The sequence below is a fragment of the Fuscovulum blasticum DSM 2131 genome (assembly GCF_003034965.1).
Classification (GTDB): domain Bacteria; phylum Pseudomonadota; class Alphaproteobacteria; order Rhodobacterales; family Rhodobacteraceae; genus Pseudogemmobacter; species Pseudogemmobacter blasticus.
Genome location: NZ_PZKE01000001.1, coordinates 83393 through 109620, shown reverse-complemented (window position 1 = coordinate 109620; position 26228 = coordinate 83393). Strand labels below are relative to the sequence as shown.

General features: G+C 64.5%; 20 protein-coding genes and 1 other RNA gene. 16 read left to right on the top strand and 5 right to left on the bottom strand.

Annotated elements, in window-relative coordinates:
• The first annotated feature begins 11 nt into the window (after positions 1-11).
• Positions 12-3206: a DNA translocase FtsK gene (locus C5F44_RS00565; protein ID WP_107671554.1), complete on the top strand. Its 3195-nt coding sequence runs from the start codon at positions 12-14 to the stop codon at positions 3204-3206.
• A gap of 39 nt (positions 3207-3245) precedes the next feature.
• On the opposite strand, the gene C5F44_RS00560 is transcribed toward C5F44_RS00565, so the two are convergent.
• The 3 genes from C5F44_RS00560 to C5F44_RS00550 all read right to left on the bottom strand — a co-directional run bounded on the left by C5F44_RS00560 (position 3246) and on the right by C5F44_RS00550 (position 6049).
• Positions 3246-3614 (bottom strand): hypothetical protein, encoded by a 369-nt coding sequence (locus C5F44_RS00560; protein WP_107671553.1) that lies wholly within the window; start codon positions 3612-3614, stop codon positions 3246-3248.
• 121 nt (positions 3615-3735) lie between these two features.
• The gene (locus C5F44_RS00555) at positions 3736-5124 is read right to left on the bottom strand and encodes a sulfotransferase family 2 domain-containing protein (protein WP_107671552.1); all 1389 of its coding nucleotides are present in this window, start codon (positions 5122-5124) and stop codon (positions 3736-3738) included.
• A 73-nt stretch (positions 5125-5197) separates the two neighbouring features.
• Positions 5198-6049, bottom strand: a complete 852-nt coding sequence (locus C5F44_RS00550) for a sulfotransferase domain-containing protein (RefSeq protein ID WP_181318133.1) — start codon at positions 6047-6049, stop codon at positions 5198-5200.
• Positions 6050-6365: 316 nt separating this feature from the next.
• Between C5F44_RS00550 and ffs the strand changes: the two genes are divergently transcribed.
• The 8 genes from ffs to C5F44_RS00510 all read left to right on the top strand — a co-directional run bounded on the left by ffs (position 6366) and on the right by C5F44_RS00510 (position 13242).
• Positions 6366-6462, top strand: an RNA gene (ffs, locus tag C5F44_RS00545) — signal recognition particle sRNA small type.
• Positions 6463-6594: 132 nt separating this feature from the next.
• On the top strand, positions 6595-7617 hold the full coding sequence (rsgA, locus tag C5F44_RS00540) for a ribosome small subunit-dependent GTPase A (RefSeq protein ID WP_107671550.1): 1023 nt from the start codon (positions 6595-6597) through the stop codon (positions 7615-7617).
• Positions 7618-7699: 82 nt separating this feature from the next.
• The gene (locus tag C5F44_RS00535) at positions 7700-9466 is read left to right on the top strand and encodes a DNA polymerase III subunit gamma/tau (protein ID WP_107671549.1); all 1767 of its coding nucleotides are present in this window, start codon (positions 7700-7702) and stop codon (positions 9464-9466) included.
• The gene (locus C5F44_RS00530) at positions 9463-9936 is read left to right on the top strand and encodes a GNAT family N-acetyltransferase (RefSeq protein WP_107671548.1); all 474 of its coding nucleotides are present in this window, start codon (positions 9463-9465) and stop codon (positions 9934-9936) included. Before C5F44_RS00535 ends, C5F44_RS00530 begins: the two co-directional genes overlap by 4 nt.
• A 64-nt stretch (positions 9937-10000) precedes the next feature.
• On the top strand, positions 10001-10345 hold the full coding sequence (locus C5F44_RS00525) for a YbaB/EbfC family nucleoid-associated protein (RefSeq protein WP_107671547.1): 345 nt from the start codon (positions 10001-10003) through the stop codon (positions 10343-10345).
• A gap of 7 nt (positions 10346-10352) precedes the next feature.
• The gene (gene recR, locus C5F44_RS00520) at positions 10353-10949 is read left to right on the top strand and encodes a recombination mediator RecR (RefSeq protein WP_107671546.1); all 597 of its coding nucleotides are present in this window, start codon (positions 10353-10355) and stop codon (positions 10947-10949) included.
• An 86-nt stretch (positions 10950-11035) separates the two neighbouring features.
• Entirely contained in the window at positions 11036-11968 is a 933-nt protein-coding gene (gene accD, locus C5F44_RS00515) for an acetyl-CoA carboxylase, carboxyltransferase subunit beta (protein ID WP_107671545.1), read from the top strand.
• Positions 11965-13242: a bifunctional folylpolyglutamate synthase/dihydrofolate synthase gene (locus C5F44_RS00510; protein WP_107671544.1), complete on the top strand. Its 1278-nt coding sequence runs from the start codon at positions 11965-11967 to the stop codon at positions 13240-13242. The genes accD and C5F44_RS00510 overlap by 4 nt, the downstream gene beginning before the upstream one ends.
• A 577-nt stretch (positions 13243-13819) precedes the next feature.
• Here C5F44_RS00510 and C5F44_RS00505 read toward each other — a convergent pair.
• Both C5F44_RS00505 and C5F44_RS00500 read right to left on the bottom strand, forming a co-directional pair.
• On the bottom strand, positions 13820-16549 hold the full coding sequence (locus C5F44_RS00505) for a methyltransferase domain-containing protein (RefSeq protein WP_107671543.1): 2730 nt from the start codon (positions 16547-16549) through the stop codon (positions 13820-13822).
• A gap of 163 nt (positions 16550-16712) precedes the next feature.
• A complete protein-coding gene (locus tag C5F44_RS00500; RefSeq protein ID WP_107671542.1) occupies positions 16713-18602 on the bottom strand; it encodes a tetratricopeptide repeat protein in 1890 nt (629 codons plus the stop codon).
• Positions 18603-18958: 356 nt separating this feature from the next.
• On the opposite strand from C5F44_RS00500, the gene leuC reads away from it, so the two are divergent.
• The 7 genes from leuC to C5F44_RS00465 all read left to right on the top strand — a co-directional run bounded on the left by leuC (position 18959) and on the right by C5F44_RS00465 (position 26176).
• A complete protein-coding gene (gene leuC, locus C5F44_RS00495) occupies positions 18959-20377 on the top strand; it encodes a 3-isopropylmalate dehydratase large subunit (RefSeq protein ID WP_107671541.1) in 1419 nt (472 codons plus the stop codon).
• Positions 20378-20394: 17 nt separating this feature from the next.
• The gene (locus C5F44_RS00490) at positions 20395-20910 is read left to right on the top strand and encodes an HdeD family acid-resistance protein (RefSeq protein WP_107671540.1); all 516 of its coding nucleotides are present in this window, start codon (positions 20395-20397) and stop codon (positions 20908-20910) included.
• Positions 20911-20923: 13 nt separating this feature from the next.
• Entirely contained in the window at positions 20924-21529 is a 606-nt protein-coding gene (leuD, locus tag C5F44_RS00485) for a 3-isopropylmalate dehydratase small subunit (protein WP_107671539.1), read from the top strand.
• 416 nt (positions 21530-21945) lie between these two features.
• The gene (locus C5F44_RS00480) at positions 21946-22764 is read left to right on the top strand and encodes a hypothetical protein (RefSeq protein ID WP_107671538.1); all 819 of its coding nucleotides are present in this window, start codon (positions 21946-21948) and stop codon (positions 22762-22764) included.
• On the top strand, positions 22647-23813 hold the full coding sequence (locus C5F44_RS00475; RefSeq protein ID WP_107671537.1) for an endonuclease/exonuclease/phosphatase family protein: 1167 nt from the start codon (positions 22647-22649) through the stop codon (positions 23811-23813). Before C5F44_RS00480 ends, C5F44_RS00475 begins: the two co-directional genes overlap by 118 nt.
• Before the next feature lie 184 nt (positions 23814-23997).
• A complete protein-coding gene (leuB, locus tag C5F44_RS00470) occupies positions 23998-25104 on the top strand; it encodes a 3-isopropylmalate dehydrogenase (RefSeq protein WP_107671536.1) in 1107 nt (368 codons plus the stop codon).
• Positions 25105-25219: 115 nt separating this feature from the next.
• Complete coding sequence (locus C5F44_RS00465; protein ID WP_107671535.1) at positions 25220-26176, top strand: DMT family transporter; 957 nt, start codon at positions 25220-25222, stop codon at positions 26174-26176.
• The last annotated feature ends 52 nt before the right edge of the window (positions 26177-26228 follow it).

Below are 26228 nucleotides of genomic sequence, written 5' to 3'. Positions count from 1 at the left end.
GGCAGGGCAGCATGGCATCCTATCAGGTAAGGCAGCGCGATCCGCTTCTGGACCAGAACACCCAGGCGATGCTTGAACGCCGCGGGCGCGAGCTGATTGGCGTCGCGCTGATCCTGGTTGCGGTGCTGTTCGTGGCCATCCTTGGCACCTATTCGCCCGAAGATCCGGGTTGGATGGTGGCTACCGAGGAACCCGCCCGCAACATGCTGGGGCGCTTCGGGGCGGCCATCGCTTCGACCATGGTCATCCTGATCGGGCGCGGGGCCTGGGCCATTCCGCTGATCCTGCTGGCCTGGGGCCTGCGCTTCATCCTGCACCGGGGCGGGGAGCGGGCGCTGGCGCGGATCGTCTTTGCGGTGATCGCCGTCGCGCTGGCATCGACCTATGCGGCCACGCTGGCCGCGCCGTCCACCTGGGCCCATGCCTTCGGCCTGGGCGGGCTGTTCGGGGATACGGTTGCCGGTTCGCTGGTTGGCATCATTCCCGGCTCGGCCGGCTTTTCGCTCAAGGTGCTGTCGGTTCTGTCCTTCTTCGCGCTGATCGCGATGATGCTTTACGTCACCGGCTTTGACCGGGCCGAATTGCAGGGCATTGTCCGCGGGCTGATGCTGGGGTCGATCAATGCCTATTCCATGGCCGTGGTGCTGGCCAATCGCGGTGCCGCCGGGGCCCTGGACAGCGCGCGTGACCTTGCCGAACGGCGCCGCGCCCGTGCTGCCGATGCCGCCTATGCCCGGGCGGAAGCCGCCGCCTATGCCCGCTCCGAGCCTGCCTCTTATGCCCCTGCCGAACCGCTGTCGGCGGGGCTGGCCCGCCCGGCCGTTGTTCGGCGTGCGCCGCCGCCGGTTCTGGCAGAAGACAACGCCTATGCCCCCGAGCCGCTGTCGGCTGCCCCGGCATGGAACGCGCCGTCAACCCTGCGGGCAGAGCCGCGCCGCTTTGAAGCCCCGCCCGAACTGCCCAAGGAAAAGCTGGGGTTCCTGGCCCGTATGCGCCGTGTGGTTGACCCCGAGCCGGAGCTGATTGAACACACCCCGCCCGAACAGGCCTATGAAGCCGGCCTGCCGGCGGAAGACCGTATCAAGGCCCGCATCTCGGACGTGATCCGGTCGCGGGCGCGGCTGGTGCCGGGGTCGACCGCGGCCATGGCCGGCATGACGCCGGTGCAGGCCGCCGTTGCCGCCCGCCGGGCAGAGCCGCCGGTCATGCGCCCGCGCGGCCCGGTGCCGCTGGTGGCGGATACCCGCCCCCACACCCTGCCGCCCGAGCCGCGGCCCGAAGTGCGGACTGAACTGCGGAGCGAGCCCCGGTTTGAACCCCGCGTCGAGTTGCGCCCCGATGTGCGTCCTGACGTGCGTGTCTCTGCGCCGAAGATCGAACCCTATGCCGATCATCTTCCGGCGGAGACGCTGGCAGCGATGGCGCCCATGCAAGCCGCTCCGATGGCCGCCCCGATGGCGGCACCCGCCCCGGTGGCCTATGACCCGACGCCCGAGATTGATGAGGATTGGCACCCCGAGGATGACATCGGGTTTGATCCCGAACCGGCCCCGGTCTCTTTCACCTCGACCCGCGCGCCCGGCTTTGTTGCCGACCGCCGTGCCGTCGTTCAGGCCCCGGCCAAGCCGGTGCAACCCTCGTCCCGTGCTTTGGCCGAGGCGCAGCCCCGGCTGCGGTTCGAGGAACCCCCGCAGGTGGCCTATGAACTGCCGCCGCTGTCGCTGCTGGCCTCGGCCCTGTCTGTTGCCCGCAACCAGTTGTCCGACGAGGCGCTGGAAGAAAACGCCCGCATGTTGGAAAGCGTGCTGGATGACTATGGCGTCAAGGGTGAGATCGTCAGCGTCCGCCCCGGCCCCGTTGTCACCATGTATGAACTTGAACCGGCGCCGGGCCTGAAGGCCAGCCGCGTGATTGGTCTGGCCGATGACATTGCGCGCAGCATGTCTGCGCTGTCGGCGCGCGTGTCCACCGTGCCGGGGCGCAGCGTGATCGGGATCGAACTGCCGAATGCACATCGCGAGAAGGTCTTCCTGAAAGAGCTTCTCTCGGCCCGCGAGTTTGGCGATTCCAACATGCGGTTGCCGCTGGCCCTGGGCAAGGACATCGGCGGCGACCCGATCATCGCCAACCTGGCCAAGATGCCCCACCTTCTGATCGCCGGGACCACGGGTTCGGGCAAGTCGGTGGCGATCAACACGATGATCCTGTCGCTGCTTTACAAGCTGACGCCCGAGGAATGCCGGCTGATCATGATCGACCCGAAGATGCTGGAACTGTCGGTCTATGACGGCATCCCGCACCTTCTGTCGCCCGTTGTGACCGACCCGAAGAAGGCGGTCGTCGCCCTGAAATGGGTGGTGGGCGAGATGGAGGAGCGTTACCGCAAGATGTCCAAGATGGGCGTGCGGAACATCGAGGGCTACAACGGCCGCGTGCGCGAGGCGCTGGCCAAGGGCGAGATGTTCAAGCGCACCATCCAGACCGGGTTCGACGACGAAACCGGCGATCCGGTGTTCGAGACCGAGGAATTCGCCCCGGTGGCGATCCCCTATATCGTGGTGATCGTGGACGAAATGGCCGACCTGATGATGGTCGCCGGCAAGGAAATCGAAGCCTGCATCCAGCGGCTGGCGCAGATGGCGCGGGCCAGCGGCATTCACCTGATCATGGCGACGCAGCGGCCTTCGGTGGACGTGATCACCGGCACGATCAAGGCCAACTTCCCGACGCGGATTTCCTTCCAGGTGACCAGCAAGATCGACAGCCGCACCATCCTGGGTGAACAGGGGGCCGAACAGCTTCTGGGGCAGGGCGACATGCTTTACATGGGCAATGGCGCGCGGATCACCCGTATTCACGGCCCCTTCGTCTCGGACGAAGAGGTTGAGGAAATCGTCAACCACCTCAAGAGCTTCGGCCCGCCGACCTATATGTCGGGCGTGGTCGAGGGCCCCGAGGATGACAAGGCGGATGACATCGACATGGTGTTGGGCCTGTCGTCCGGCGACGGTGGCGATGATGCGCTTTATGATCAGGCGGTGGCCATCGTGGCCAAGGACCGCAAGTGTTCCACGTCCTACATCCAGCGCAAGCTGGGCATCGGCTACAACAAGGCCGCGCGTCTGGTGGAGCAGATGGAGGAAGAGGGCGTCGTGACCTCGGCCAACCACGTTGGCAAGCGCGAGATCCTGATACCGGAATCCTAAGGCGGGAACTGCGTTCGGGCGAACTTCGCCCGGCGCCTGTCAAAGATCGCCGTCCGATGCCTGCGGCGCGTCGTCGGCGAATTCGGGGAAACCGTGGTTGGCGATGGACTCGGTTCCGTCAACAATTGCGACCAGCAGCTCAGCCTGACGCAAGGCGGCTGCAAGCGCCATGTCGAATCGCAACCCTTGCGCGGCGCCGGCCTGCAGCCGGCTGGCCTTGGCATCGTCGGACAGCCGCGACCACCGATCATCGGCTTCAAGCAGGGACAGCAGCAGGGGGGTCAAATCCCGTATGCGGCCTTCCAGCGTTTCCGGCAGCCCAACACCGGCACCAAAATTCAACGTTACCGTGCGATCGCGCACTTCGACTGTCACATCCGACGGACTGTTCACAAACACCTCACGCACCCTCACACGCTGGACACGGGGCCCGCCGGGGTGGCAGCCGGGCCGAAATCCTGCATGGCAACCTTCCAACAAGTCCAAGGTCCACGCATCAAAAATCTGACGCTCTACACGGGCATCCGCATCACGGGGCACGCTGCCCAAGCAGTTTGGCAATCTCCCGGATCATATCTTCGGACGCGGCTGTCGGGGCGGGCTTGTCTTGACGTTCGATCATCCGGCGCCAGACGGTGTTGAACTCCAGCAATTTGGCAACGATCTCGGCCACGAAAGGCGCGGCAATCCCGCCGGTATCCAGCGTTCGTGCACATCGGGCCAGAAGATTGTCGATCATGTCACCATTGCTGACCCAGAAGGTGATCATGCCATCGAAAAGCGGCCCCCCCCGTCCGAACTGGATCTCGGGTTTGCCTGGAAGGTTCGGCTGGAACAGTCGCCGTTCGGACTCTGCAAGTTTGACGGTATTGGCCAGCAGCGACCCGGCCATTGCCGTGGCCCGCACTTCGGCATCGTCTGACACGTCCATGAACGTATCGCAGACCGAGGTCAGCCAGCGAATGTTCAGCTCGCCCGCAAGGGCCGCTCCGTGTTCGGTCACGATCCGGTGAAAGATCTTCCGGGCGGCAGCATCGTCCATGTCGCGCCGCAGAACGACGATCACGCAGGCCAGCAGATGGGCCAGCCGTGGGCGGCCATGAAACTCGGGCTCAAGCTGGTTGAAATGTTCGGTCAGATCACGGGCACGTCCGGCCCAGGTCTTGCCGGGTCCGGCGGTCACCGTCTCGGCCAGGAATCGGGACAGGTCTGCATTCGGATCGGGCAGCCGGTCGCGCGCGGCCACGGTCTTTCCCTTCAGGTGAAACCGCAGGGTTGGCCAAGGGTCTTCGGAGACGGGTTCCGTCGCTTCGGGCACGGTGTCGGTCGGGAAGGCATAGCCCAGTTGTTCGAAATCGCGCTGGTAATTGTGGGCGATCCGTTCCAGATCCCGCGGTGTCAGGTCGCTTTGCCGCAGCTTCCTGTCCTCGCCGCGGCTGGCCCCGACATGTGGAAGCTGGATCGACATCCCAAGCTCATCGCAGAACTTCCTGAACTCCTCGTCCAGATTTTCAAACCGCAACAGCGTGTCGGCGTGCTGAATACAGTTGAACGGGTGGGTCTGCGGAAGGAGATGGTGCTTGAGGTTGGCAAGTTCGTTGCTGACGCGACGGTCAAACGGGATCGCAGGATCCTCAAGCACATCCAGCGCCTGTTCGGCAGTAAGGTCGGGCAGTTGCCCCGTAGCGTAATAGCCTTCAATATCGGTACGCCCGAAGCGGAACATGTTGATGGTCGACAGGAACCGCGACACCGGATTGCGTGTCACCGCAAGGCTTCGAACCTTCGGCCAGTCATGCGGGATATACCCGCCGGCCCAGTCCTGCCGGTTCCTGAGCGCCGCGCGGATCGAGGTGCCCCCGGTCTTGTGGATATGAATGAAGATAAGATCGGGCTGTCGATACAGGAAATTTGTCATGGCAACCTTCGCTTGGGACAAAGGGTGCACAAGCGGTGCCCCTTGTCTTGCTGAATGGATCGAGTAACCGGCATTATCCTTGCCCGCCCCTACTGGCCGGCGCGGACGTGGCGTGAACGAAGTCTGCGCTGAACCGTGTCTTCAGGAAGGCAACCTGATCGGCCAGCATGTCTGCCAACGTGTCACGAATGTGCTGCGGCACCTCAACCGTCGGTCCGCGATAGATCTTTTCCTCGGATCGCGGATAGTCGGCTGCGGGCAGCCCGCAGAAGGATTCGACACGCCGCAGGAACCCGATAGGGTCTGTCGCGATCATGCCATAGGGCAGGAAAAGAAAGTTCTCCTGCGGGAACACGCTTTCCCATCGCGGAATATGGCTGAGGTAATTGCCCCGATCCCGAAGATCGGGGTGGTCAAGGAATTCGGCCCAATCCTCGGGGGCTTCGGGCACTCTCTTGCGGCGGCCCATATACATTCGCATCTGTGACAGCGCGCGGTCCACCGGATCGCGGATGATGTAGATCATCTTCAGATCAGGACCAAGCACGTCGCGGACGAACTCCACACCTTCCGGCGGAAGCGAGGAATACTCTGGGGTGATGTCAATGCCGACCCGGGATTTGGGGCAGGGCTTGAAGACCTGCCGATACCATCTGCGCGTCAGGAGCGGCGGTTCGGAAATCGTTTCCAGATACGCCAGCATGTCGGTGTCTTCGGCCAGTGCGGCGTTTTCCCGGGCAATGCGCAGGCCCCGCTTCACATGGCCACCCGTCCAGCGGCGGTGATCCGGGATGAACTTGTGATCGAAGAAATGCAGTTCCTTGAACGGCGGCAGCCAGGCGCCCGGATTGGACTTCAGGTTTTCGTGCAGCCACGATGTCCCGGCCTTTTGCGCGCCAATACCCAGGACATTCGGTAAAACCATGATACTCGCCAACATACGGAAACAGCCCCGAATGTGAGGCTCCGCCTAATATGCGATGGATCAAAGACGGTGCAAGAGATATTGACCGCCCGCATATTGCCGTGACCGCGCGGAATTCAGGTCGCAGGAATCTGGAAAACCGTCTGGCACAAGTGTCGACATGTTCCGAATTCACCGTGTAACCTGTTGAAATCACGCCCTGCGATCAGTGTCTTGTCCGGCCCATGTTCCAAAGGCCCGGCGGGTGCGCCCCGATCCGGCCAACAGCCCCCGACCGTTCTTGCGAATCCCGCTTGGTCCGCCTATATCAGCGGGCGAGAGGTTGGCGCGGGCGAGCGCCTCGCCAACCCGGTCAGGTCCGGAAGGAAGCAGCCGTAACGAGACCCGCTTGGGTCGCTGTCCAGCCTCTCACCTTGGTTCACTCTGGCTGAAAAGGGGATGTGTATGCCGATTGCCGTCACCCTCGGGGCTGCGCCCCGCGCCTGATCGCGTGTGCCTGCCGCTGGCGGCCCACGCTAACTGCGTGATTGCCAGAGGACAGAACCTTGTCTTTCCATTCTCTTGCCGGCCTTGGATGGTCGGCCCGTTTTGCCCGTCAACTGACGGGGGATGAAACTCCGGCGCGCATCAGCGCCATCCACCGTGACCGGATCGAGGCATTCTCGCCCCAAGGTCCGCTGACCCTGCGCTGCGCCGACACGGGCCTGTTGGCCGTGGGCGATTGGGTCGTACATGACGGCGCCCGCGTCACCCGCTGCCTGGACCGCGCCACCGCGGTACACCGCCGCGCCGCAGGCCAGCCTGCGCGCGACCAGTTGATTGCGGCCAATGTCGATACGCTGGCCATCGTCACCAGTTGCAATGCCGATTTCAACGCCGCACGGCTTGAGCGGTATCTGGCCGTGGCGCTGGCTGCGGGGGCGCTGCCGCTGGTGGTGCTGACCAAGGCCGATCTGGTGCCTGATGCCGAAAGCTGGCGTCGGCAGGCGGAACGCCTGTCGCCGCTGCTGACCGCGCTGGCGGTGGATGCCACCGATCCCGAGGATGTGGCCCGTCTGGCACCCTGGTGCCGTGACGGGCAGACGCTGGCGCTGGTGGGGTCCAGCGGTGTGGGCAAGACCACGCTGCAGAACGCCCTGACCGGCGATGCGGCGGCGACGCAAGGCATCCGTGAAGATGATGCGAAAGGGCGGCACACCACCACCGCCCGCGCGCTGCGGCCCACCCGCTTTGGCGGCTGGCTGATCGACACGCCCGGTATGCGCGAACTGGGGCTGGCGGGTGCGGCCGAAGGCATTGACACGCTGTTCGAGGACGTGGCCGATCTGGCCGCCCGCTGCCGCTTTGCCGATTGCCGACACGAGGCCGAGCCGGGCTGCGCGGTGCAGGCGGCCCTTGCCGAGGGCAGGCTGGACCCGGGCCGGCTGGCCCGCTGGGAAAAGCTGAAGCGCGAGGATCGCCACAACAGCGAATCCCTGCATCAGGCGCATGACCGGCAGCGGCGCACCGACCGGCTGTATGACCAAGGTCGGGCGCGGTCGGCGGCCAAGCGTCGGGGGTGGGACTGACAAGACCGGGCGAAGGTCTGCCTTGGCGGTGGACCTTCGCCCCCCCGCGCCCTAGTCTGGCGCCCGAGTCACGAGAGGCCCCATGACCGAAGCCGCAGACACCGCCCAAGGGCAAGCCTATCAGGTTCTGGCCCGCAAATACCGGCCCGAGACCTTTGCCGATCTGGTTGGCCAGGAGGCGATGGTGCGCACCCTGAAGAATGCCTTCGCGGCCGACCGGATCGCGCAGGCCTTCATCATGACGGGCATCCGGGGCACGGGCAAAACCACAACGGCGCGGATCATTGCCAAGGGGCTGAACTGCATTGGCCCTGATGGCAAGGGTGGCCCCACCACCGAACCCTGCGGCCAGTGCGAACCCTGCCGCGCAATTGCCGAAGGCCGGCACGTCGATGTGATGGAGATGGACGCCGCCAGCCGCACCGGCGTGGGCGACATCCGCGAGATCATTGACAGTGTGCACTACCGGGCCGCCAGCGCCCGCTACAAGATCTATATCATCGACGAAGTTCACATGCTGTCGACCAGCGCCTTCAACGCGCTGCTGAAGACGCTTGAGGAACCCCCCGCACATGTGAAGTTCATCTTCGCCACCACCGAAATCCGCAAGGTGCCGGTGACGGTGCTGTCGCGCTGCCAGCGGTTCGACCTGCGCCGGATCGAGCCCGAGGTGATGATCGCGCTGCTGCGCCGGATTGCCGGGGCCGAAGGCGCACAGATCAGCGACGAGGCGCTGGCGCTGATCACCCGCGCTGCCGAAGGGTCTGCCCGTGATGCGACCAGCCTGCTGGACCAGGCGATCAGCCATGGCGCGGGCGAAACCACGGCCGAACAGGTGCGCGCCATGCTGGGTCTGGCCGACCGGGGCCGCACGCTGGACCTGTTCGATCTGGTGATGAAGGGCGATGCGGCCGCGGCGCTGTCGGAACTGTCGGGGCAATATGCCGCCGGGGCCGACCCGATGGTCGTGCTGCGCGATCTGGCCGAGATCACCCACTGGATCAGCGTGATCAAGATCACCCCGGAAGCGGCAGATGATCCGACGGTGCCGCCCGACGAACGGTCGCGCGGGCTGGACATGGCATCGCGCCTGCCGATGCGGGCCCTGAGCCGGATGTGGCAGATGCTGCTGAAGGCGATCGAAGAGGTGGGACTGGCCCCGAATGCCATGATGGCCGCCGAAATGGCGGTGATCCGGCTGACGCATGTGGCCGACCTACCCGATCCCGAGACGCTGGTGAAGAGACTGACCGACGGCCCGCGCCCGCCTTCGGGCGGGGCGCCCGCGGGCGGCGGAGGAGGGGGTGGCGGCACCGTCCATGCGCCGATGATGCGGGCGCCCATGGCGCCGGCCCGCGGGCCGACCATGACCGCAGCCGCGCCGGCGCTGGCGGTCGGGCAGGGGGTGGTTTGCGCCACGTTCGAGGCCGTGGTCGACCTGATCCGCGAAAAGCGCGACATGACCCTGCTGGTCGAGGTTGAGGATGGCGTGCGGCTGGTGCGTTATTCCCCCGGCCGGATCGAGTTTGAACCGGCCCCGGGCGCCCGCCCCGACCTTGCCGCGCGGCTGAGCCAGCGGTTGCAAGCCTGGACCGGCAGCCGCTGGGGCGTGTCGGTGGTGGCGTCGGGCGGGGCGCCGACGCTGGCCGAACAGCGTGACCGAGACCGGATCGCGGCCCGCGCCGAGGCGATGGAAAATCCGCTGGTGCAGGCGGTTCTGGCCGCATTCCCCGAGGCAAAGATCACCGAGATCCGCACGCCCGAGGCGCTGGCCGCCCGCGCCGCCGAAGAGGCGCTTCCCGAAGCCGAGCCCGACGTGGACGACGACTGGGACCCGTTCGAGGAATGACCGCCGTGGCAATCCGCCGCGCCGGCCCGGACGATGCGGCGGCAGTGGCCGTGCTGAACGCCCATGTGCAGGGCTGGCACGCCGCGCACTACCCTGAAGCGTTCTTTCCGCAACCCGATCCGGCGGCGCTGACGGCGCATTTCGCAGGCCGGCTGGCAGAACCGGGCGTGACCTGCCTGCTGGCCGGTGATCCGGCTGCCGGCTATGCGCTGTGTTCGCTGCAAGAGCGCGGTCTTTCGGTGTTTTCCCCGCCGGTTCGGCGGCTGATGATCGAGCATGTCGCCGTTGCGCCGCAGGCCCGGCGGCGGGGCATCGGCGCGGCGCTGCTAACTGAAGCGCGGGCTTTGGCGCGTGGGCTTGGGGCCGATGAAATCCTGCTTGACACCTGGGAGGGCAACCATGCGGCACATGCCTTCTTTGAAGCGCAAGGCTTTGCCCTTCGCCGGATGCTTTACCGCGCAACGCCCTGAGCCGCGCTTGCGCGCGCGGGCGCGGAACCGTATCTCAGGAGAAACCCCAGGCTGGAGGAAGCACATGTTCAAGGGTCTTGGCGCATTGGGCGATATGGCGGGCATGATGAAAAAGGCCCAGGAAATGCAGACCCGCATGGCCGAGTTGCAGGATGCCATGGCCCGCACCGTGGTGCTGGGCGAAGCGGGTGGCGGTCTGGTCAAGGCACGTGTCACCGCCAAGGGCGAAGTGACCGGGCTGGACATCGACCCGTCGATCCTGCTCGCCTCGGAAAAGGAAGTGGTCGAAGACCTGATCGTTGCGGCGATCAAGGATGGTCAGGCCCGTGGCGCGGCGAAGAACGCCGAGGAAATGCGCAAGATGACCGAAAGCCTGGGTCTGCCGACCGACATGAAACTGCCGTTCTGAGACCGGCATGGCAGACGACGCCGGGATCGAGGGTCTGATCGAACTGATGGCCCGGCTGCCGGGTCTTGGCCCCCGGTCTGCCCGGCGGGCGGTGCTGATGCTGCTGAAGAAACGGGGGCAGTTGATGGCCCCCCTGGCGCAGGCCATGGCGCAGGTGGCGCTGACCGCGAAAGATTGCCACATCTGCGGCAATATCGGCACCGCGGACCTGTGCCCGATCTGCGCCGACCCGGCCCGCGCCAATGGCGAGGTTTGCGTGGTGGAGGACGTGGCCGACCTCTGGGCGCTGGAGCGGGCAGGCGTGTTCCGCGGGCGCTATCACGTTCTGGGCGGCCTTCTGTCGGCGCTGGATGCCGTAGGCCCCGAGGAACTGGGAATTCCCCGGCTGGCCCGCCGCGTGACGGATGAGGGCCTGCGTGAAGTGATTCTGGCGCTGAATGCCACCGTCGATGGCCAGACGACCGCGCATTACATTGCCGATGCGCTGGCCCCGACCGGGGTGCAGCTTTCCTCGCTGGCGCAGGGTGTGCCGGTGGGCGGCGAGCTGGATTATCTGGATGACGGCACCCTGGGCGCGGCGCTGCGCGCCCGTCGGCGGGTCTGACACCACCCGCCGGGCTGCGGATTGCAATCGCCGCCCCCTCGGCTTATTTCCTTGGCACCTGCGCGACCGACCCCGGAAGGACCGGCATGAACTGGATCACGAACTACGTCCGCCCGAAGATCAATTCGCTCTTCTCGCGGCGCGAAGTGCCCGAGAACCTTTGGACCAAGTGCCCCGAATGTGGAACCATGCTGTTCCATCGGGAACTGGCGGCCAATCTCAACGTCTGTTCGGCCTGTGACCACCACATGACGATGGGCGCGCGCGAACGCATGATGTCGCTGTTCGACGGCGGCATCTTCTCGGAAATCAAGGTGCCGGACCCGGTGGTCGATCCGCTGGGGTTCCGGGACCAGAAGAAATACTCGGACCGGATGAAGGCCGCGCAAAAGGCCAGCGGCGCCAAGGATGCCATGCTGGTGGCCGAGGGCGAGATCGCCCGCACCCCGGTGGTGGCCGCCGTGCAGGATTTCAGCTTCATGGCCGGGTCGATGGGCATGTATGTCGGCAATGCCATCATTGCCGCCGCCGAACATGCCGTGAAGACGAAGAAGCCACTGGTGCTGTTTTCGGCCAGCGGTGGCGCGCGGATGCAGGAAGGCATGTTGTCGCTGATGCAGATGCCCCGCACCACGGTGGCGGTGCAACTGCTGAAAGAGGCGGGTCTGCCCTATATCATGGTGCTGACCCATCCGACGACGGGCGGGGTCACGGCCAGCTATGCCATGCTGGGCGACATCCAGATTGCCGAACCGAATGCGCAGATCGGCTTTGCCGGGGCGCGGGTGATCGAACAGACTATCCGCGAAAAGCTGCCCGAAGGGTTCCAGCGCGCCGAATACCTGCTGGATCACGGAATGCTGGACCGGGTGGTTCACCGCAAGAACCTGCGGGAAGAGCTGGCGACGATGATCCGAATGCTGATGTCGCTGCCGCCGCCGATCAAGGGCGATCTGGCCCCACCGCCCCCGCCGCCCGAACCCGAAGTCCTTCCCACCCCGGCGGAGAGCGAAGGGTGACACTGCCGCAGGGCTCGGACGCCATTCTTGAACGGTTGATGACCCTGCATCCCAAGGTCATCGACCTGACGCTGGACCGGGTGCATCGCCTGCTGGCGGCGCTGGATCACCCCGAACGTCGCTTGCCCCCGGTGATTCACATCGCGGGCACCAATGGCAAGGGCAGCACGCAGGCGATGATCCGCGCCGGGCTTGAGGCCGGCGGCGACCGTGTTCACGCCTATACCTCGCCACATCTGGCGCGGTTCCACGAACGCATCCGGCTGGCGGGCGAACTGATCAGCGAACCCTCGCTGACGGCGCTGCTGGATGAATGTGCTGCCGCCAATGGCGGCGAAGGCATCACCTTCTTCGAGATCACCACCTGTGCGGCGTTCCTGGCCTTTGCCCGGACGCCGGCGGAATGGACCCTGCTTGAGGTGGGGCTTGGCGGGCGGCTGGATGCGACGAATGTGGTCGACAAACCGGCGCTGACCATCATCACGCCGGTGTCGATCGACCATCAGCAGTATCTGGGTGAAACCCTGCCCGAGATTGCCGGCGAAAAGGCTGGCATCCTGAAACGCGGCGTGCCCTGTGTGGTGGGCCCGCAGACGCCCGAGGGGCTGGCCGTGATCGAGGCCAGGGCCGCCCGTCTGGGTGTGCCGCTGTTCGCGTATGGCCAGCACTGGCAGGCGTGGGAAGAACGCGGTCGCCTGATCTATCAGGATGAGAACGGCCTGCTTGACCTGCCGCTGCCCAATCTGCCCGGGCCGCACCAGATTCAGAACGCCGGCGCGGCGGTGGCCGCGCTGCGGTTGCTTGGCCGGGATGAGACCGCCTGCGAAGCCGCCGTCAGCCGCGCCGTCTGGCCCGCCCGGATGCAGCGCCTGCGCCGGGGGCCGCTGGTCGATCTGGCGCCGCAGGTGGAACTGTGGCTGGACGGCGGGCACAACCCCGCCGGAGGAGTGGCCGTCGCCGCCACCCTGGCCCGGATGCCTGCACGCCCGACCTGGCTGATCTGCGGGATGCTGAACACCAAGGACGTGCGGGGCTACATGCGCCCGCTGTCGCCGCATGTCACCCGGCTTTACGCCGTGTCGATTCCGGGCGAGGCGAACACGCTGCCGGCCGATACCACCCGCGACGCCGCCCGCGACGCGGGCATGGCCGCCGAAGCCGCCCCCTCGGTTGCGGCGGCGCTGGCGGCCATTGCGGCAGAGCAGCCCGACGCCCGCGTCCTGATCTGCGGCTCGCTGTATCTGGCCGGGCAGGTGCTCAAGGAAAACGGCTGATCCGAATGTCATCGCCCGATCTGGCGCGGTTTCGCGGCATCGGGTGCCCACAACGCCGGGGCATCTGGGGCCATTTGCTTGCAGGGCCGCCCCGACACCGGGCCTTTGCTGATTTTGCAGGGTGAATCGGCACATTTGGGCGTCGGAATACCCGGGCAAGAAGCAGCATTTCGTGACTCGCCATCGGCATGGCCCGCTTCTCAGCGGCATTTGGTGACACCAAAGGCGCTGCATGGATGTTTCCATGAAATTTCGGTCGACGGATGGCCTGTCGTTGGTGACCCTGTTCCCATGCCGAACCAATCGTTGGCGCGGCCCGTAGTGTGAATCGTTGGTCTGTAATGGGTTATGGTAGTTGGTGAGCATCGGCACGCCCCGCACCCGGGGGGCTTGCTCTTCTTGTCCCGCACAAGACGGTTCGACCGAAAACGTCAGATCGTACAGGGCGCGGGCAGGACATGGCGCCAGGCTTCTGTGCAAGGCACTGTTCAACCTTGCCGGGCCTGGGCCGTGGCAACCTGCCGGATCAGCATCTGCACGGCGGTCTGCCAGGCCGCGCCGAACACCGGCTGATTTGTCAGTCGGAGGTCTCGGCCGCCTTCTGGCGTGCCCAGAAGGCCGCGCGCTTTTCTTCCAGCCGCTTGACGCTGTCGTGGATCATCGAGGCGACCTGAGAGTTGTTCACCGGCCACAGCGTTGATGTCAAACTCTCGTCATGGCCGGCCAGGGGCGGCATCACCGTCAAGGTGCGCGGGCTGCGGCGTTCAAGCCAGCGGTCGATGGTGTGAACGGCGGTGTCATGGCCTTCGAATTCGAAATTGGCAAGCATCTGCAAGCCGTGACGGCTGTAGATGCCAAAGACCATGCCGATCACGCTGTCCAGTTCGATGAATTCTTCGCCCGCAGCGGTGCTGACGCCGGTCACTTGCGCATCGGAATGAAGGTCTGTCAGCAGCCCTGAAAAGATGTCCCAGTCGTTCCGGGTATCAAGATGGGTCTCAATCGCGGTCAGTCGCTGATCGGCACCGGGATCAAAGATCGCGTCATCTTCGTAAATGGTCAGATGACGCAGGTCTTGTGCCAGGGCTTGCGTTGCAAGGAACTTGTAGCTGGCTGCACAGCCTTGCCACCCAAGCAATTGCCGCAACCCGTGGAAGGGCACCGCACCGGGCAGGCGGCCACGACGGGCGGCGTCATAGCGTTGCACCTGTTCGGGAAGGGCAAGGATCATCCGGTCAGACGGCAGCACCATGTCACGGCAGGCGGCCTGCAACTCTGCAAGCGACAGAACACCAATTCCGTGAAGCGCCCGCAGGACATGGAAGGACATTCCGTCAAACCCGTCATCCTGCGGTAGGTCAACCGGGCCTTGCCATGACGCAAGCGCCGCCTCGACCCGCTGCACAAAGGTTTCAACCTCATTTCGGGGAACGAAGTCGACGGTTTCGCCATAGGAGGTGTGATCCGTCTGGTCGATCGCATCTTCTGAAACGACATGTGCGCCATGGCTTAGCGCCTCACCGATGCGGGTGGTTTCCAGAAGCGCATTTTCGTAGAAATGAACGTTCACGACAATCTTGGTGCGGTCCAGCAGGCTGCGCAAAGCCGGACCGAATGTGTCGGATTCGACCCGCAGGTTGACCCGCTTGGCCAGCGCGTTGATGTACTGGCCCCGGCGATCAGACCCGATCGCCCCATAAAACAAGACATCAATGTCTCGCTCCGTCCTTGGCTGTCCTTCGCGGCGCAGCGGGCGGATTGGCATGTAGTAAATCTGCTTTGACGGGATACCGCGCTTGATCAGGGCGTCGATGTTGTCGCGTGAGTAATCCAGAATGGCCAGACTGTTCTGAAGGCGGGCCAGATAGCTTTCGTCCACCCAACGCGAGGCGCGAACCTGTTCGACCTGCACCGCGATCAGCTTGTCCGGAGGTGGCAGGGTGGCGAACATCTGCGGCGCCACCACGATATAAAGGTCGTGGTCAAAAGCGGCAGGCATTTCGGTTGAGCGGGTCACGGTCAGCCGCGTGTTGCGCAAGGCCGCAGCAAGACCTTCGCCGATGAACTCGGTGTGCGGGGTGGTAACGACATGCACTGTCCGGGTTGCTGCAAGATCGCCGCTGGCGATACGGCTGCCCAGGAACTGAACATAGTCCAGCCCGGTGCTGCCTTTGCCCGAATGGGCCATGAAGGGCGCATACCAGCGTGCGAACGGGGGGCGGATGGTCCCGTTCTTCTTGAACAGCACACGGCGCAGCGCGGGCCGCGGCGTGCCCGATTTGTCTTTCAGCAGCAACTTGCGCGCCCAGCCACGCGGCTTGCCGCTGCGGTGGAACACCATCCTGCGCAGGATCGTGCTGCCATACCATTCGCGCCACAGCGTGTTGACGGTTTCCTGCAGATCATTCGTCCGCTGGTTCTGAGCGGCCAGATCTGCCTGCAGGCGCAACACCTCTTGCGAGGACTGCTCGGCACGTCGCGCCTGTTCTGCCCGGTCCGCCTCTACGCGCAGCAGTTCCTGCACGGCGTCCTCGGCGCGCCGGGTCTGCTCGGTCGCTTCGCGGCGGCCATTCTCTGTGCGTTCGATAATGGCCTCGCTGCGATAGACGGTATCTTCCAGCAGACCGCCCCGCGCCAGTGCGGCCCAAGACGGATCGTCCGACGCCACGGCAACCTTGAACATCGGCGCATGGAGGCCGGAGACCGGCTTGGTCTGGTCGATCCCCCATGACTGCAACGCGCCCGGGCTGCCTTCCGGGAGCAGGGCCGAGCCGTAAACGATACGCTGGCCAAACATCGCCACATGGGCGAACCGCCCCCGCAGCAAGGCATCGAACTCGTCGGCATAAAGTTCCTTGACGTGAAACTCATTCCGGAAGCCGCGCTCGTCGCTGTAGACGCGCTTGTCGGGGCTTGAGATGATCAGCACCCCGCCCGGGCGCATCACCCGGAGGATTTCGTTCATCATGCCATCGTGGTTGTCGTGATGCTCGATCGTCTCGAAGCTGACCACCACATCGACCGAAGCGTCGGGCAAGGGGATGTTCGAACAAGATCCGACCAGATATTGCAGATTGTCATGCGAATATCGCGCGACTGCGTGGCTGACGGCTTGGCGGTCTATATCTACCCCCCAGACCTTTTCGGCATGTTCGGCGATCATTGCCGAGCCGAACCCTTCACCGCAGGCGATGTCAAGAACCCTGCGGCCGCTGACGAAGTCCAGGCAGAACCTGTAGCGGTGCTCATGCTCAAGAGCGATGCTGCCGCCGATACCAGGGACATAGCGTTCACCCGTAAACTTCATGTTCGTCACCACTTAAAATCGTCCCGGCCAAGGCCACTTGGTATCAGTCTGCGTCAGGCGCCTGAAATTGTCACGAGGGGCTCACGGCGGTCGCTTGCGCCTTGATGACCGCGATCTGCCGCCAGATCATACGCTTTGCGAAAAGACCCCTCCGCGCAGAACCCTATTGAAGATCCGGCTTTCTAGTGCGGACATATTCAAGGGCCGCCAGCAACTCATCGTTGTTGGGTGTTACATCCACCGCGCGCGCTGCATAGCGCTCTGCCTCGGCCCATTTGCCAACCTGGGTCAGCATTTTTGCGTAGCGCGCCTGAAGTGGCGGGCGCTGATCCCGTGGCGTTCTTGCGGCGGCTTCGCGCGCGAAGGGCAGGGCTGCCTCAATATCACCTTGGGCGACAAGAACCTTGGACATCAACTGGTTCAGCACGCGATGGGAGGGCGTCTTGGCAAGACCTTCCTTCAGAACGCGCATGGCGTCCTCTTGCCGACGTTCGGCGATCAGATGCCGCGCCATGCCTGCGGAAAAGCCGGGATCGGCCGGGTAGTTTTCCAATGCCCTTGTCAGCAAGGCGCCAACACGGGCCTGGTCGTGCCGACGCTGCGCCTGTGCAACCGCATGTTCGAAGTAACGCCGGGCGGTGGCCCCCATCGAACCCAGCTTTTCTTCCAGTGCGCGGGTGTCTTCCGGCGTTCCGAAACGGTTTTCAATCTGGAGAAGCTGAACCAGACCGCCTTCGACATCGCTATGAGCCAAAACGGCCCGGATGTTGGCCAAAGCCTCGGCCGCCTGCGGGTTCCGGGCATCATACCCAAAGTTCGATGGCCAATCATTCGGCGCCTTGACGAACAACAGCGCGTCCGGCGTCCGCTCGATGGTATGAATCTGGGTCGCAAGCTCATCAATGGCAACATCGGGGAAATGCACCCGCATCTCGCGATGATCGACCTCGATAAACCGCTGTTGGGCAAATTGCATGACCGGGCTGTCAGCCGCCAGATCGCGGGCAGGGTCTGTTGCCGTGACCACCAGCACACCGCCATCCGTGCGCAAGGCCCCGATCAGGGAACGAAGGGTATCCTCACCGACCTTGGCGCCACCCGCCGAACGGCTGCTTTTCTTGCTTCGCTTCGGGGTGTCCAGTTCGGCGACGATCAGATCAAGCCCCGCCAGCGGGCCTTGCCCCCATTCGGCAGACCAGTCCGGCTGGATGATTTCAACATCGCGCCCGGCGAAGGCCGCGGGCAGTTTGGCCCCGCCGACCAGCGCCACCTTGACGGGGCGATCACCGATCCCTTCGCCGGCCCGCAGCAAGTGGGGGCTGGCGTCCAGGTTGCGCCTGGCGCCCGAAGCCGGGGACTTGTGAATGACGATCATGTTGTGAAACCGCTCGATCGAAGCGACGTCATCGAAAATCCCGTCGCGGTCGCCGCTGAGCTGGGTCATCGCCTGGGCAAAAAGCCCGACGCTGTTCGGCTGGGTCAGTTCCAGCGATCCGCCGAAGCGCGGGAAGAAGGAGGTTTGCACGTCTTCGATCAGATAGATGCCGCCAGGAACCAGGCCGGGGAACAGCAGACGGAACGTCTCGACCACATGTTCGTTTCGATGGCTGCCGTCATCAAGGATTACATCGAAAGGCCCCCGCGCCGCCTCGACGCTGGCCAGAAACTCGGCGTCGACCTGGCTGCCCTGCACGATATGGACGCGCGGCCCAAGGGGCAGAGTCTTCTTCTGGATGTCCAGTCCCGTCACCTGCGCCATAGGAAAGAAGTCCCGCCAGACGGCCAGGGATTCGCCCCCGCGATCTTCATCGCTGTAGCCGCCAACCCCGATTTCCAGCAGGCGCAGCGGCCGGTCGCGAAGATGCTTCAGCACCCGAAAGTAGTTGGGCGTGTAGTCATGATAGCCATATTTGTCTGTGCCGTTGATGATGGCCGCAGTTGTCAGGGGGTCTATCCCACGGGCTTGGGCCGTCATTTCAGAGGCAGACTTGCCAGCAACGGAAGTGTCGGACACCTGGCTGAACCTTTCGACGAAATTGAACACCTGAGCCATATTCTATAGCCCCGCATCTTGGATACAGGAACCTGCATCCGTGTGCCGCCTCATAGTGGGTTGCGTTGCGTCACGGTGCCGTGATCGTGATTGTCCGCCCGAACGGACCGGGAAACCACAAGCCCGACACCGGGGCAGGGGGATGACTCCCAGCTTGATCGCCAAGAGAATAAGGCGTATCTCCCCGGCTCATGATGCGCTTTTTCGACATGGCTGACCGCGCGCGCCTGCCTTGGCGCTTTGCCCGTGAAACCCGGTCGATCTCGGCCCGGCTTTCCTGACGGTGCCGCCGCCCGCGCGGGCGGCCTGCTTCCGCGCACAGCATTCCCAAGCCTTTCAAGCCAAGGATTCCGGCCATGTCCGCTCCCCGCACGCTTTACGACAAGATCTGGGACGACCACGTCGTCCACACGTCCGAAGACGGCACCTGCATTCTCTATATCGACCGCCATCTGGTGCATGAAGTCACCAGCCCGCAGGCCTTTGAAGGGCTGCGGATGACCGGGCGCAAGGTCCGCGCGCCGGAAAAGACCATCGCCGTGCCGGACCACAATGTCCCCACCACGCTGGACCGCGCCAATGCCGCGACCATGACCGAGGACAGCCGCATCCAGGTTGAGGCGCTGGACAAGAACGCCAAGGATTTCGGGATCAACTACTATCCGGTGTCGGACGTTCGTCAGGGCATCGTCCATATCGTTGGCCCCGAACAGGGCTGGACGCTGCCGGGCATGACCGTGGTCTGCGGTGACAGCCATACGGCCACCCATGGCGCCTTTGGCAGCCTGGCGCATGGCATCGGCACGTCCGAGGTTGAACACGTTCTGGCCACGCAGACGCTGATCCAGAAGAAATCGAAGAACATGAAGGTGGAAATCACCGGCAGCCTGCGCCCCGGCGTTACCGCCAAGGACATCACCCTGTCAGTCATCGGTGAAACCGGCACCGCCGGGGGCACCGGCTATGTCATCGAGTATTGCGGGCAGGCGATCCGCGAACTGTCGATGGAAGGCCGGATGACCGTCTGCAACATGGCCATCGAAGGCGGCGCCCGCGCCGGCCTGATCGCGCCGGACGAAAAGACCTTCGCCTATGTGATGGGCCGCCCCCACGCACCGAAAGGTGCCAAGTGGGAGGCCGCGCTGGCCTATTGGAAGACGCTTTACACCGATGAAGGCGCGCATTTCGACAAGGTTGTCACCATCAGGGGCGAAGACATCGCCCCGGTCGTCACCTGGGGCACCAGCCCCGAAGACGTGCTGCCGATCACCGGCACCGTGCCTTCGCCGTCGGACTTCAGCGGTGGCAAGGTTGAAGCCGTGCAGCGCAGCCTTGATTACATGGGTCTGACGGCCGGTCAGAAACTGACCGACATCAAGATCGACACCGTCTTCATCGGCTCTTGCACCAATGGCCGGATCGAAGACCTGCGTGCCGCCGCCGCCATCCTGAAGGGCAAGAAGATCGCGGTGAAACGCGCCATGGTCGTTCCCGGTTCGGGCCTTGTCCGGGCGCAGGCGGAAGAGGAAGGTCTGGCCCAGATTTTCATCGACGCCGGCTTTGAATGGCGTCTGGCGGGTTGCTCGATGTGCCTTGCCATGAACCCTGACCAGTTGGCGCCCGGCGAACGCTGCGCCGCGACCAGCAACCGCAACTTCGAGGGCCGTCAGGGCCGCGGCGGGCGCACGCACCTGCTGTCGCCCGCCATGGCGGCGGCGGCGGCAATCACCGGGCATCTGACGGATGTGCGCGAGTTGATGGGCGAAAACGCCTGAACAAAGGAACGCAGACCATGAAACCCTCGACCCTCCTCCTGCTTCTGGGCGCGTTCTTTGCGCTTGGTGGTCTGGCCGCCCTGGCCAACCCCTTTGCGGCCTCGCTGACCGTTGCCACGCTGGTGGGGGCCGTGTTCCTGATCGGCGGCGTGTTGCAGCTTTGGATCGCCTTCAGTGATCCGACCCTGCCGCACCGCCTGTGGAACGGGGTGGTCGGGGCTTTGGGGCTGCTTGCCGGCGTCTTCCTGCTGGCGAATCCGCTGCAGGGCGTGCTGTCGCTGACCCTGCTGCTGGCGGTCCTGTTCCTGCTGACGGGCGCCGCCCGGATCATCGGTGCCTTCACCCTGCGCGGCAGCCAGTTCTTCTGGCTGCTGCTTCTGTCAGGGGCGGCCTCGGCCCTGCTGGGCGCGCTGATCCTGATCTGGTTTCCCGAAGCGGCCAGCAGCCTGCTGGGCCTGCTTCTGGGCTTCGAACTCATTGCCGAGGGTGCCGCGCTGATCGTGCTGGGCATCGCGGCCCGCAATCGTTCCTGAGGAGGGAACACCCATGGAAAAGTTCACCACGCTGACCGGCATCGCGGCGCCCATGCCGCTGGTCAATATCGACACCGACATGATCATCCCCAAGCAGTTCCTGAAGACCATCAAGCGGTCGGGCCTTGGGGTGAACCTGTTCGACGAGATGCGCTATACGCAGGACGGCAAGGAAATCCCGGATTTCGTGCTGAACAAGCCGCAATACCGCAAGTCGCAGATCATCGTCGCGGGCGACAACTTCGGCTGCGGTTCGTCGCGCGAACATGCACCCTGGGCGCTGCTTGATTTCGGCATCCGCTGCGTGATCTCGACCAGCTTTGCCGACATTTTCTACAACAACTGCTTCAAGAACGGCATCCTGCCGGTGGTTCTGCCGCCCGCCGCTGTCGAGACGCTGATGAAAGACGCCGAGAAGGGTGAGAACGCCCGGATCACCGTCGATCTGGAGGCGCAGACCGTTACTTCGTCCGATGGCCAGTCCTTTGCCTTCGAGGTGGATGCCTTCAAGAAGCACTGCCTGCTGAACGGGCTGGATGACATTGGCCTGACCATGGAAAAGGCCGCCGCGATCGACACGTTCGAGGCCCGCGCCGCCACCGCCCGCCCCTGGATCTGACGAATCTGCCGCCAGCCCCGTGCGAATGGCGGGGCTGGCGGTAGCCCGGGAAACCGGCCTTTGGCCAAGGCGCCCGATTCCCGTCTGGTGGGCAATTCGCCTGCCATCCCGCCGGGAACCCGGGATGTTCCGCAGATGCGACGGGTTCTCGTCTTGCGCCTGAAAATCCTTCACACACAACATATTGCGCGCGCCAGCTCTCTTGCTGCGTGTTTGATGCAATCCTGCTACACCCGTCTTTCCGAAATTCCGAAAACCTTGTCCGTTTCTCGCGGAACAGTTGCGGCGTCCCCCGGAACGCGCCACAAATCGGACATAATTGCGGCTTGCGGCCCGCGGTTGCGCGGGCGCACAGCGAACTGAAAGCGCGGTTTCCTTTGGCAATGGCCGGATTACAGCGAACGGCAGTTTCCCGGATGACAGGCGCCCTTGCCCGCGCCTTTCTGGTGATGGTTCTTGTCGCCACGCCCTCGGTCATCCTGCCGGGCGTTGGTGCCGACACCAAGCAGATGGTGGCGCTGGTCGCATTGTTCGGCGCGGCGCTGACCTTTGCGGAATACAACGCCACCTATCCCAGCCTTGTCGAGTTTCGTGACGCCCCGCCGTTCAACCGCGTGCGGTATGCGATGCTGCTGGTGATCGTGTTTTCGCTGTCCGCTATCCTGGCCGCCAGCGAATCGTCCTCGCCCTTCACCCGGCTGTTCGAAGCCATCGGAATCCTTGTCGGCCACGCGATGGACATTCCCTATTCGCCGGTGCGTCTGGCCACACTGATGATGGCCGACAGCGCCTCGCCCATGCAGGTTCTCATGGTGCGCACTGCCGCCGGCACCGCCTATGTGCTGTCGCTGCTGTCGCTGGCCTTTTTCGTGATCATTCTCAAGCTGAAGGGCTGGCCCTATACGCATCAGGCCTTCAACGTCTGGATCAACCTTCCGACATTCGAGCCAACCGCCGGCGGCGATATTGTTGACCGGCTTGAAAGGGACGCCCGCATCAACCTGACCCTGGGCTTCCTGCTGCCGTTCCTGATTCCGGCGCTGGTTCGTGTTGCCTCGTCGGGGTTCGAACCGCTGACGTTCACCTCTCCGCAAACGCTGGTCTGGACAATGGCAGCATGGGCCTTTCTTCCCGCAAGCCTTCTGATGCGCGGCATTGCCATGGCGCGGGTCGCGCGCATGATCCGCAGCAAGCGCGACGCCAAGCTGGCCTCGGCACCGCTGGCCGCAGCCTGATTGCCGCCGCCGCGCTGCTTCTGTCGGCGCTGTCCTGCGCGGCTGAAACCCTGCGCATCGCCACATGGAATGTTGAACTTGACCGGGCCGGTCCCGGCCTTCTGGCCGAGGAGCTGCTCAAGGGGCGCGATCCGCAGGCCGAGGCGGTGCTGCGTGTGCTGGCCGCGCTGGATGCCGATGTCATTCTGCTGACCTCGGTCGATTATGACCGCAACCTTGCGGCGCTGTCGCTGATGGCAGACCGGCTGGCCACGCTTGGCGCACCCTACCCGCACCGCTTTGCCCTGCGGCCCAACACCGGATGGCAGACCGGTATCGACCTTGATGGCGATGGCCGCGCCGGCGGGCCGGGCGATGCGCAGGGCTGGGGGCAATTCTCGGGCCAGGGCGGTATGGCCATCCTGTCGCGCCTGCCAATTGAAGCCGAATCCGTTCGCGATTTTTCGGCCTTCCTCTGGGCCGACCTGCCCGGCGCCCTGTTGCCCGATGGCATGGGAGAGGAGACCCGCCGTCTGCAACGCCTGTCCTCGACCGGGCATTGGGATGTGCCGCTGCGGCTGGCGTCTGGCGGGCGGCTGCGACTTCTGGCCTTTCACGCCACCCCGCCGGTCTTTGACGGGCCGGAAGATCGCAACGGGCGGCGAAACCACGATGAGGCCGCCTTCTGGCTGCACCTGCTGAACGGCGATCTGCCGTTTCCTCCGCCCGCCGCGCCCTTCGTCCTGCTGGGCGACAGCAACCTTGACCCTGCTGATGGCGATGGTCGTCCGCAGGCGATCCGCGCCCTGCTGGCCCATCCGGCCCTGCAAGATCCGCAGCCAAAGGGCCGATCAGGCCATGCCGATCCGGGCCATTCGGGCGACCCGGTTCTGGATACCGCCGTGTTCCCGCAGACCGGCGGTCTGCGCGTTGATCTGGTGCTGCCCTCGGCCGGGGTGACGGTCACAGCCGCGGGTGTGCTCTGGCCGCCAGAGGACGACCCGCTGATGCCGGACCTTCTGGCGGCATCCCGTCATTTCCCGGTCTGGGTCGAGATTGCGGTGCCCTGACCTGCCCGCGCCATGTTGGGCAGGATCTGCGGATCGAAAGCAATACCTTGAAAATGCGTGTATTTTGCATGTCTCGCAGTGAGGCACCCCCTTTTGGCCCTCCCACCGCCCCGCTTGACCCCGCGCGCCCCTTCAGCTAGCCCCGCCGCAACCCCTTTTCATTCTGTTGCGGAGCGCCCGAACCATGGCCAATCCCTCGATCCTGATCCTTGCCGGCGACGGCATCGGCCCTGAAGTCATGGCCGAGGTGAAGAAGATCATCGGCTGGATGGGTGACAAGCGGGGCATCCGCTTCGACGTGTCGGAAGATCTGGTTGGCGGCTGCGCCTATGATGCCCACGGCACCCCGCTGACCGATGCCACCATGGCCAAGGCGCAGGCGGCGGATGCGGTTCTGCTGGGCGCGGTTGGCGGCCCGAAATACGACAAGCTCGACTTCTCGGTGAAGCCGGAACGCGGCCTGCTGCGCCTGCGCAAGGAGATGGACCTTTATTCCAACCTTCGCCCGGCCCAATGCTTTGACGCGCTGGCCGATTTCTCCAGCCTCAAGCGCGATGTGGTGGCCGGTCTTGACATCGTCATCGTCCGCGAACTGACCAGCGGCGTTTACTTCGGCGAACCCCGCGGCATCTTCAAGGAAGGCAATGAGCGCGTGGGGATCAACACCCAGCGGTACACCGAAAGCGAGATCGCCCGTGTCGCCCGTTCGGCCTTTGAACTGGCCCGCAAGCGCAGCAACAAGGTCTGCTCGATGGAGAAGGCCAATGTGATGGAATCGGGCATCCTGTGGCGCGACGTGGTGCAGGAAATCCACGACCGCGAATATCCCGATGTCGAGCTGTCGCATATGTATGCCGACAACGGCGCGATGCAGCTTGTCCGCTGGCCCAAGCAGTTCGACGTGATCGTGACCGACAACCTGTTCGGTGACGTGCTGTCGGATTGCGCCGCGATGCTGACCGGCAGCCTGGGTATGCTGCCCTCTGCCAGCCTGGGGGCGCCCATGGCGAACGGCCGCCCGAAGGCGCTGTATGAACCCGTCCATGGCAGCGCGCCCGACATTGCCGGGCAGGGCAAGGCCAACCCGATTGCCTGTATCCTCAGCTTTGCCATGGCGCTGCGCTACAGCTTCGACCTGGGTCAGGAAGCGACCCGCGTCGAGAAGGCAGTCGAGAAGGTGCTGGCAGACGGCGTTCGCACCGCCGATCTGATGGGCCCGGAAGGGGGCACCCCGGTCTCGACCACGCAGATGGGCGATGCCGTTCTTGCGGCGCTGGACGCCAGCCTCTGAAAACCGGCGGGGTGCCGCAGGGCGCCCTTTCCCAACCTTGCGAGGCAAGGCGAAACCGGGCATGACTTGGTGGCGCTAACAGAACGCGCCCCGACCTGCCCACCGGATCAGCACCATGTCACCCACCTTGCGCGGCGCGTTGTTGTCGCTTGCGGCCTTCGGCATCTATGCCACGCATGACGTGGTGGTGAAGACGCTGGGGCATCATTACTCCTCGTTCCAGATCATCTTCTTTTCGGGGCTGCTGAGCTTTCCCTTCGTCACCGTCCTGCTGATGTCGGACAAGCGCGATGTGAACCTTGTGCCGCGCCATCCGTGGCTGTCGCTGTTGCGGTCGGTGCTGGCGGTGGTGACCGGGGGCATGGGGTTCTATGCCTTTTCCGTGCTGCCGATGGCGCAATGCTACGCGATGCTGTTCGCCACCCCGCTGCTGATCACGCTGCTGTCGATCCCGTTTCTGGGCGAAAAGGTCGGCGTGCGCCGCGCGCTTGCGGTGATTGTCGGGCTGATCGGCGTGCTGATCGTGCTGCGGCCCGGATCGGTGCCGTTTTCCTGGGGGCACCTTTCGGGGTTGGGGGCCGCCCTTTCGGGGGCGCTGGCCTCGGTCATCGTGCGCAAGATCGGCAAGAATGAACGGTCCATCGTGCTGATGATGTATCCAATGCTGATGTCGGTGGGGGTCATGGCGCTGACCATGCCCTTCGTCTATCGCCCGATGCCGTTCGAGCATCTGGCGCTGACCGGGGTGATCTCGGTCTTTGGCATGTGCGGTGCGGCGCTGGTGATTGCGGCCTATCGGGCGGCGCCGGCCGTGGTGGTGGCGCCGATGCAGTATTCCCAGATCATCTGGGCGGCGCTTTACGGCTGGCTGTTCTTTGACGAAACCATCGACGGATGGACCGCCGTTGGCAGCGCGGTGATCATCCTGTCGGGCATCTATATCGTTCTGCGTGAGGGAACGCCTTCGGTCAGCCAGAACCGGCCGGTGCTGGAAAACCGTTCGCGGCTGGATACCGGCACCATTCCCCGCATTTCGCTCTGGCTGCGCCGCTTCGGGCCGAAGGAAGGCTGACGCAGCCCGAAACGCGGCATCAGGCCGCTGGACAGATACGGGTTTTCATGTA

Coding starts and splice junctions, on each gene's coding strand:
- C5F44_RS00475 (WP_107671537.1), top strand. CDS start 22,647: ATGGGCCTTTCTTCCCGCAAGCCTTCTGATGCGCGGCATTGCCATGGC.
- C5F44_RS00555 (WP_107671552.1), bottom strand. CDS start 5,124: ATGACAAATTTCCTGTATCGACAGCCCGATCTTATCTTCATTCATATC.
- accD (WP_107671545.1), top strand. CDS start 11,036: ATGAACTGGATCACGAACTACGTCCGCCCGAAGATCAATTCGCTCTTC.
- C5F44_RS00465 (WP_107671535.1), top strand. CDS start 25,220: ATGTCACCCACCTTGCGCGGCGCGTTGTTGTCGCTTGCGGCCTTCGGC.
- C5F44_RS00480 (WP_107671538.1), top strand. CDS start 21,946: ATGACAGGCGCCCTTGCCCGCGCCTTTCTGGTGATGGTTCTTGTCGCC.
- leuC (WP_107671541.1), top strand. CDS start 18,959: ATGTCCGCTCCCCGCACGCTTTACGACAAGATCTGGGACGACCACGTC.
- C5F44_RS00535 (WP_107671549.1), top strand. CDS start 7,700: ATGACCGAAGCCGCAGACACCGCCCAAGGGCAAGCCTATCAGGTTCTG.
- C5F44_RS00500 (WP_107671542.1), bottom strand. CDS start 18,602: ATGGCTCAGGTGTTCAATTTCGTCGAAAGGTTCAGCCAGGTGTCCGAC.
- leuB (WP_107671536.1), top strand. CDS start 23,998: ATGGCCAATCCCTCGATCCTGATCCTTGCCGGCGACGGCATCGGCCCT.
- C5F44_RS00505 (WP_107671543.1), bottom strand. CDS start 16,549: ATGAAGTTTACGGGTGAACGCTATGTCCCTGGTATCGGCGGCAGCATC.
- C5F44_RS00490 (WP_107671540.1), top strand. CDS start 20,395: ATGAAACCCTCGACCCTCCTCCTGCTTCTGGGCGCGTTCTTTGCGCTT.
- C5F44_RS00565 (WP_107671554.1), top strand. CDS start 12: ATGGCATCCTATCAGGTAAGGCAGCGCGATCCGCTTCTGGACCAGAAC.
- C5F44_RS00550 (WP_181318133.1), bottom strand. CDS start 6,049: ATGGTTTTACCGAATGTCCTGGGTATTGGCGCGCAAAAGGCCGGGACA.
- recR (WP_107671546.1), top strand. CDS start 10,353: ATGGCAGACGACGCCGGGATCGAGGGTCTGATCGAACTGATGGCCCGG.
- leuD (WP_107671539.1), top strand. CDS start 20,924: ATGGAAAAGTTCACCACGCTGACCGGCATCGCGGCGCCCATGCCGCTG.
- C5F44_RS00530 (WP_107671548.1), top strand. CDS start 9,463: ATGACCGCCGTGGCAATCCGCCGCGCCGGCCCGGACGATGCGGCGGCA.
- C5F44_RS00525 (WP_107671547.1), top strand. CDS start 10,001: ATGTTCAAGGGTCTTGGCGCATTGGGCGATATGGCGGGCATGATGAAA.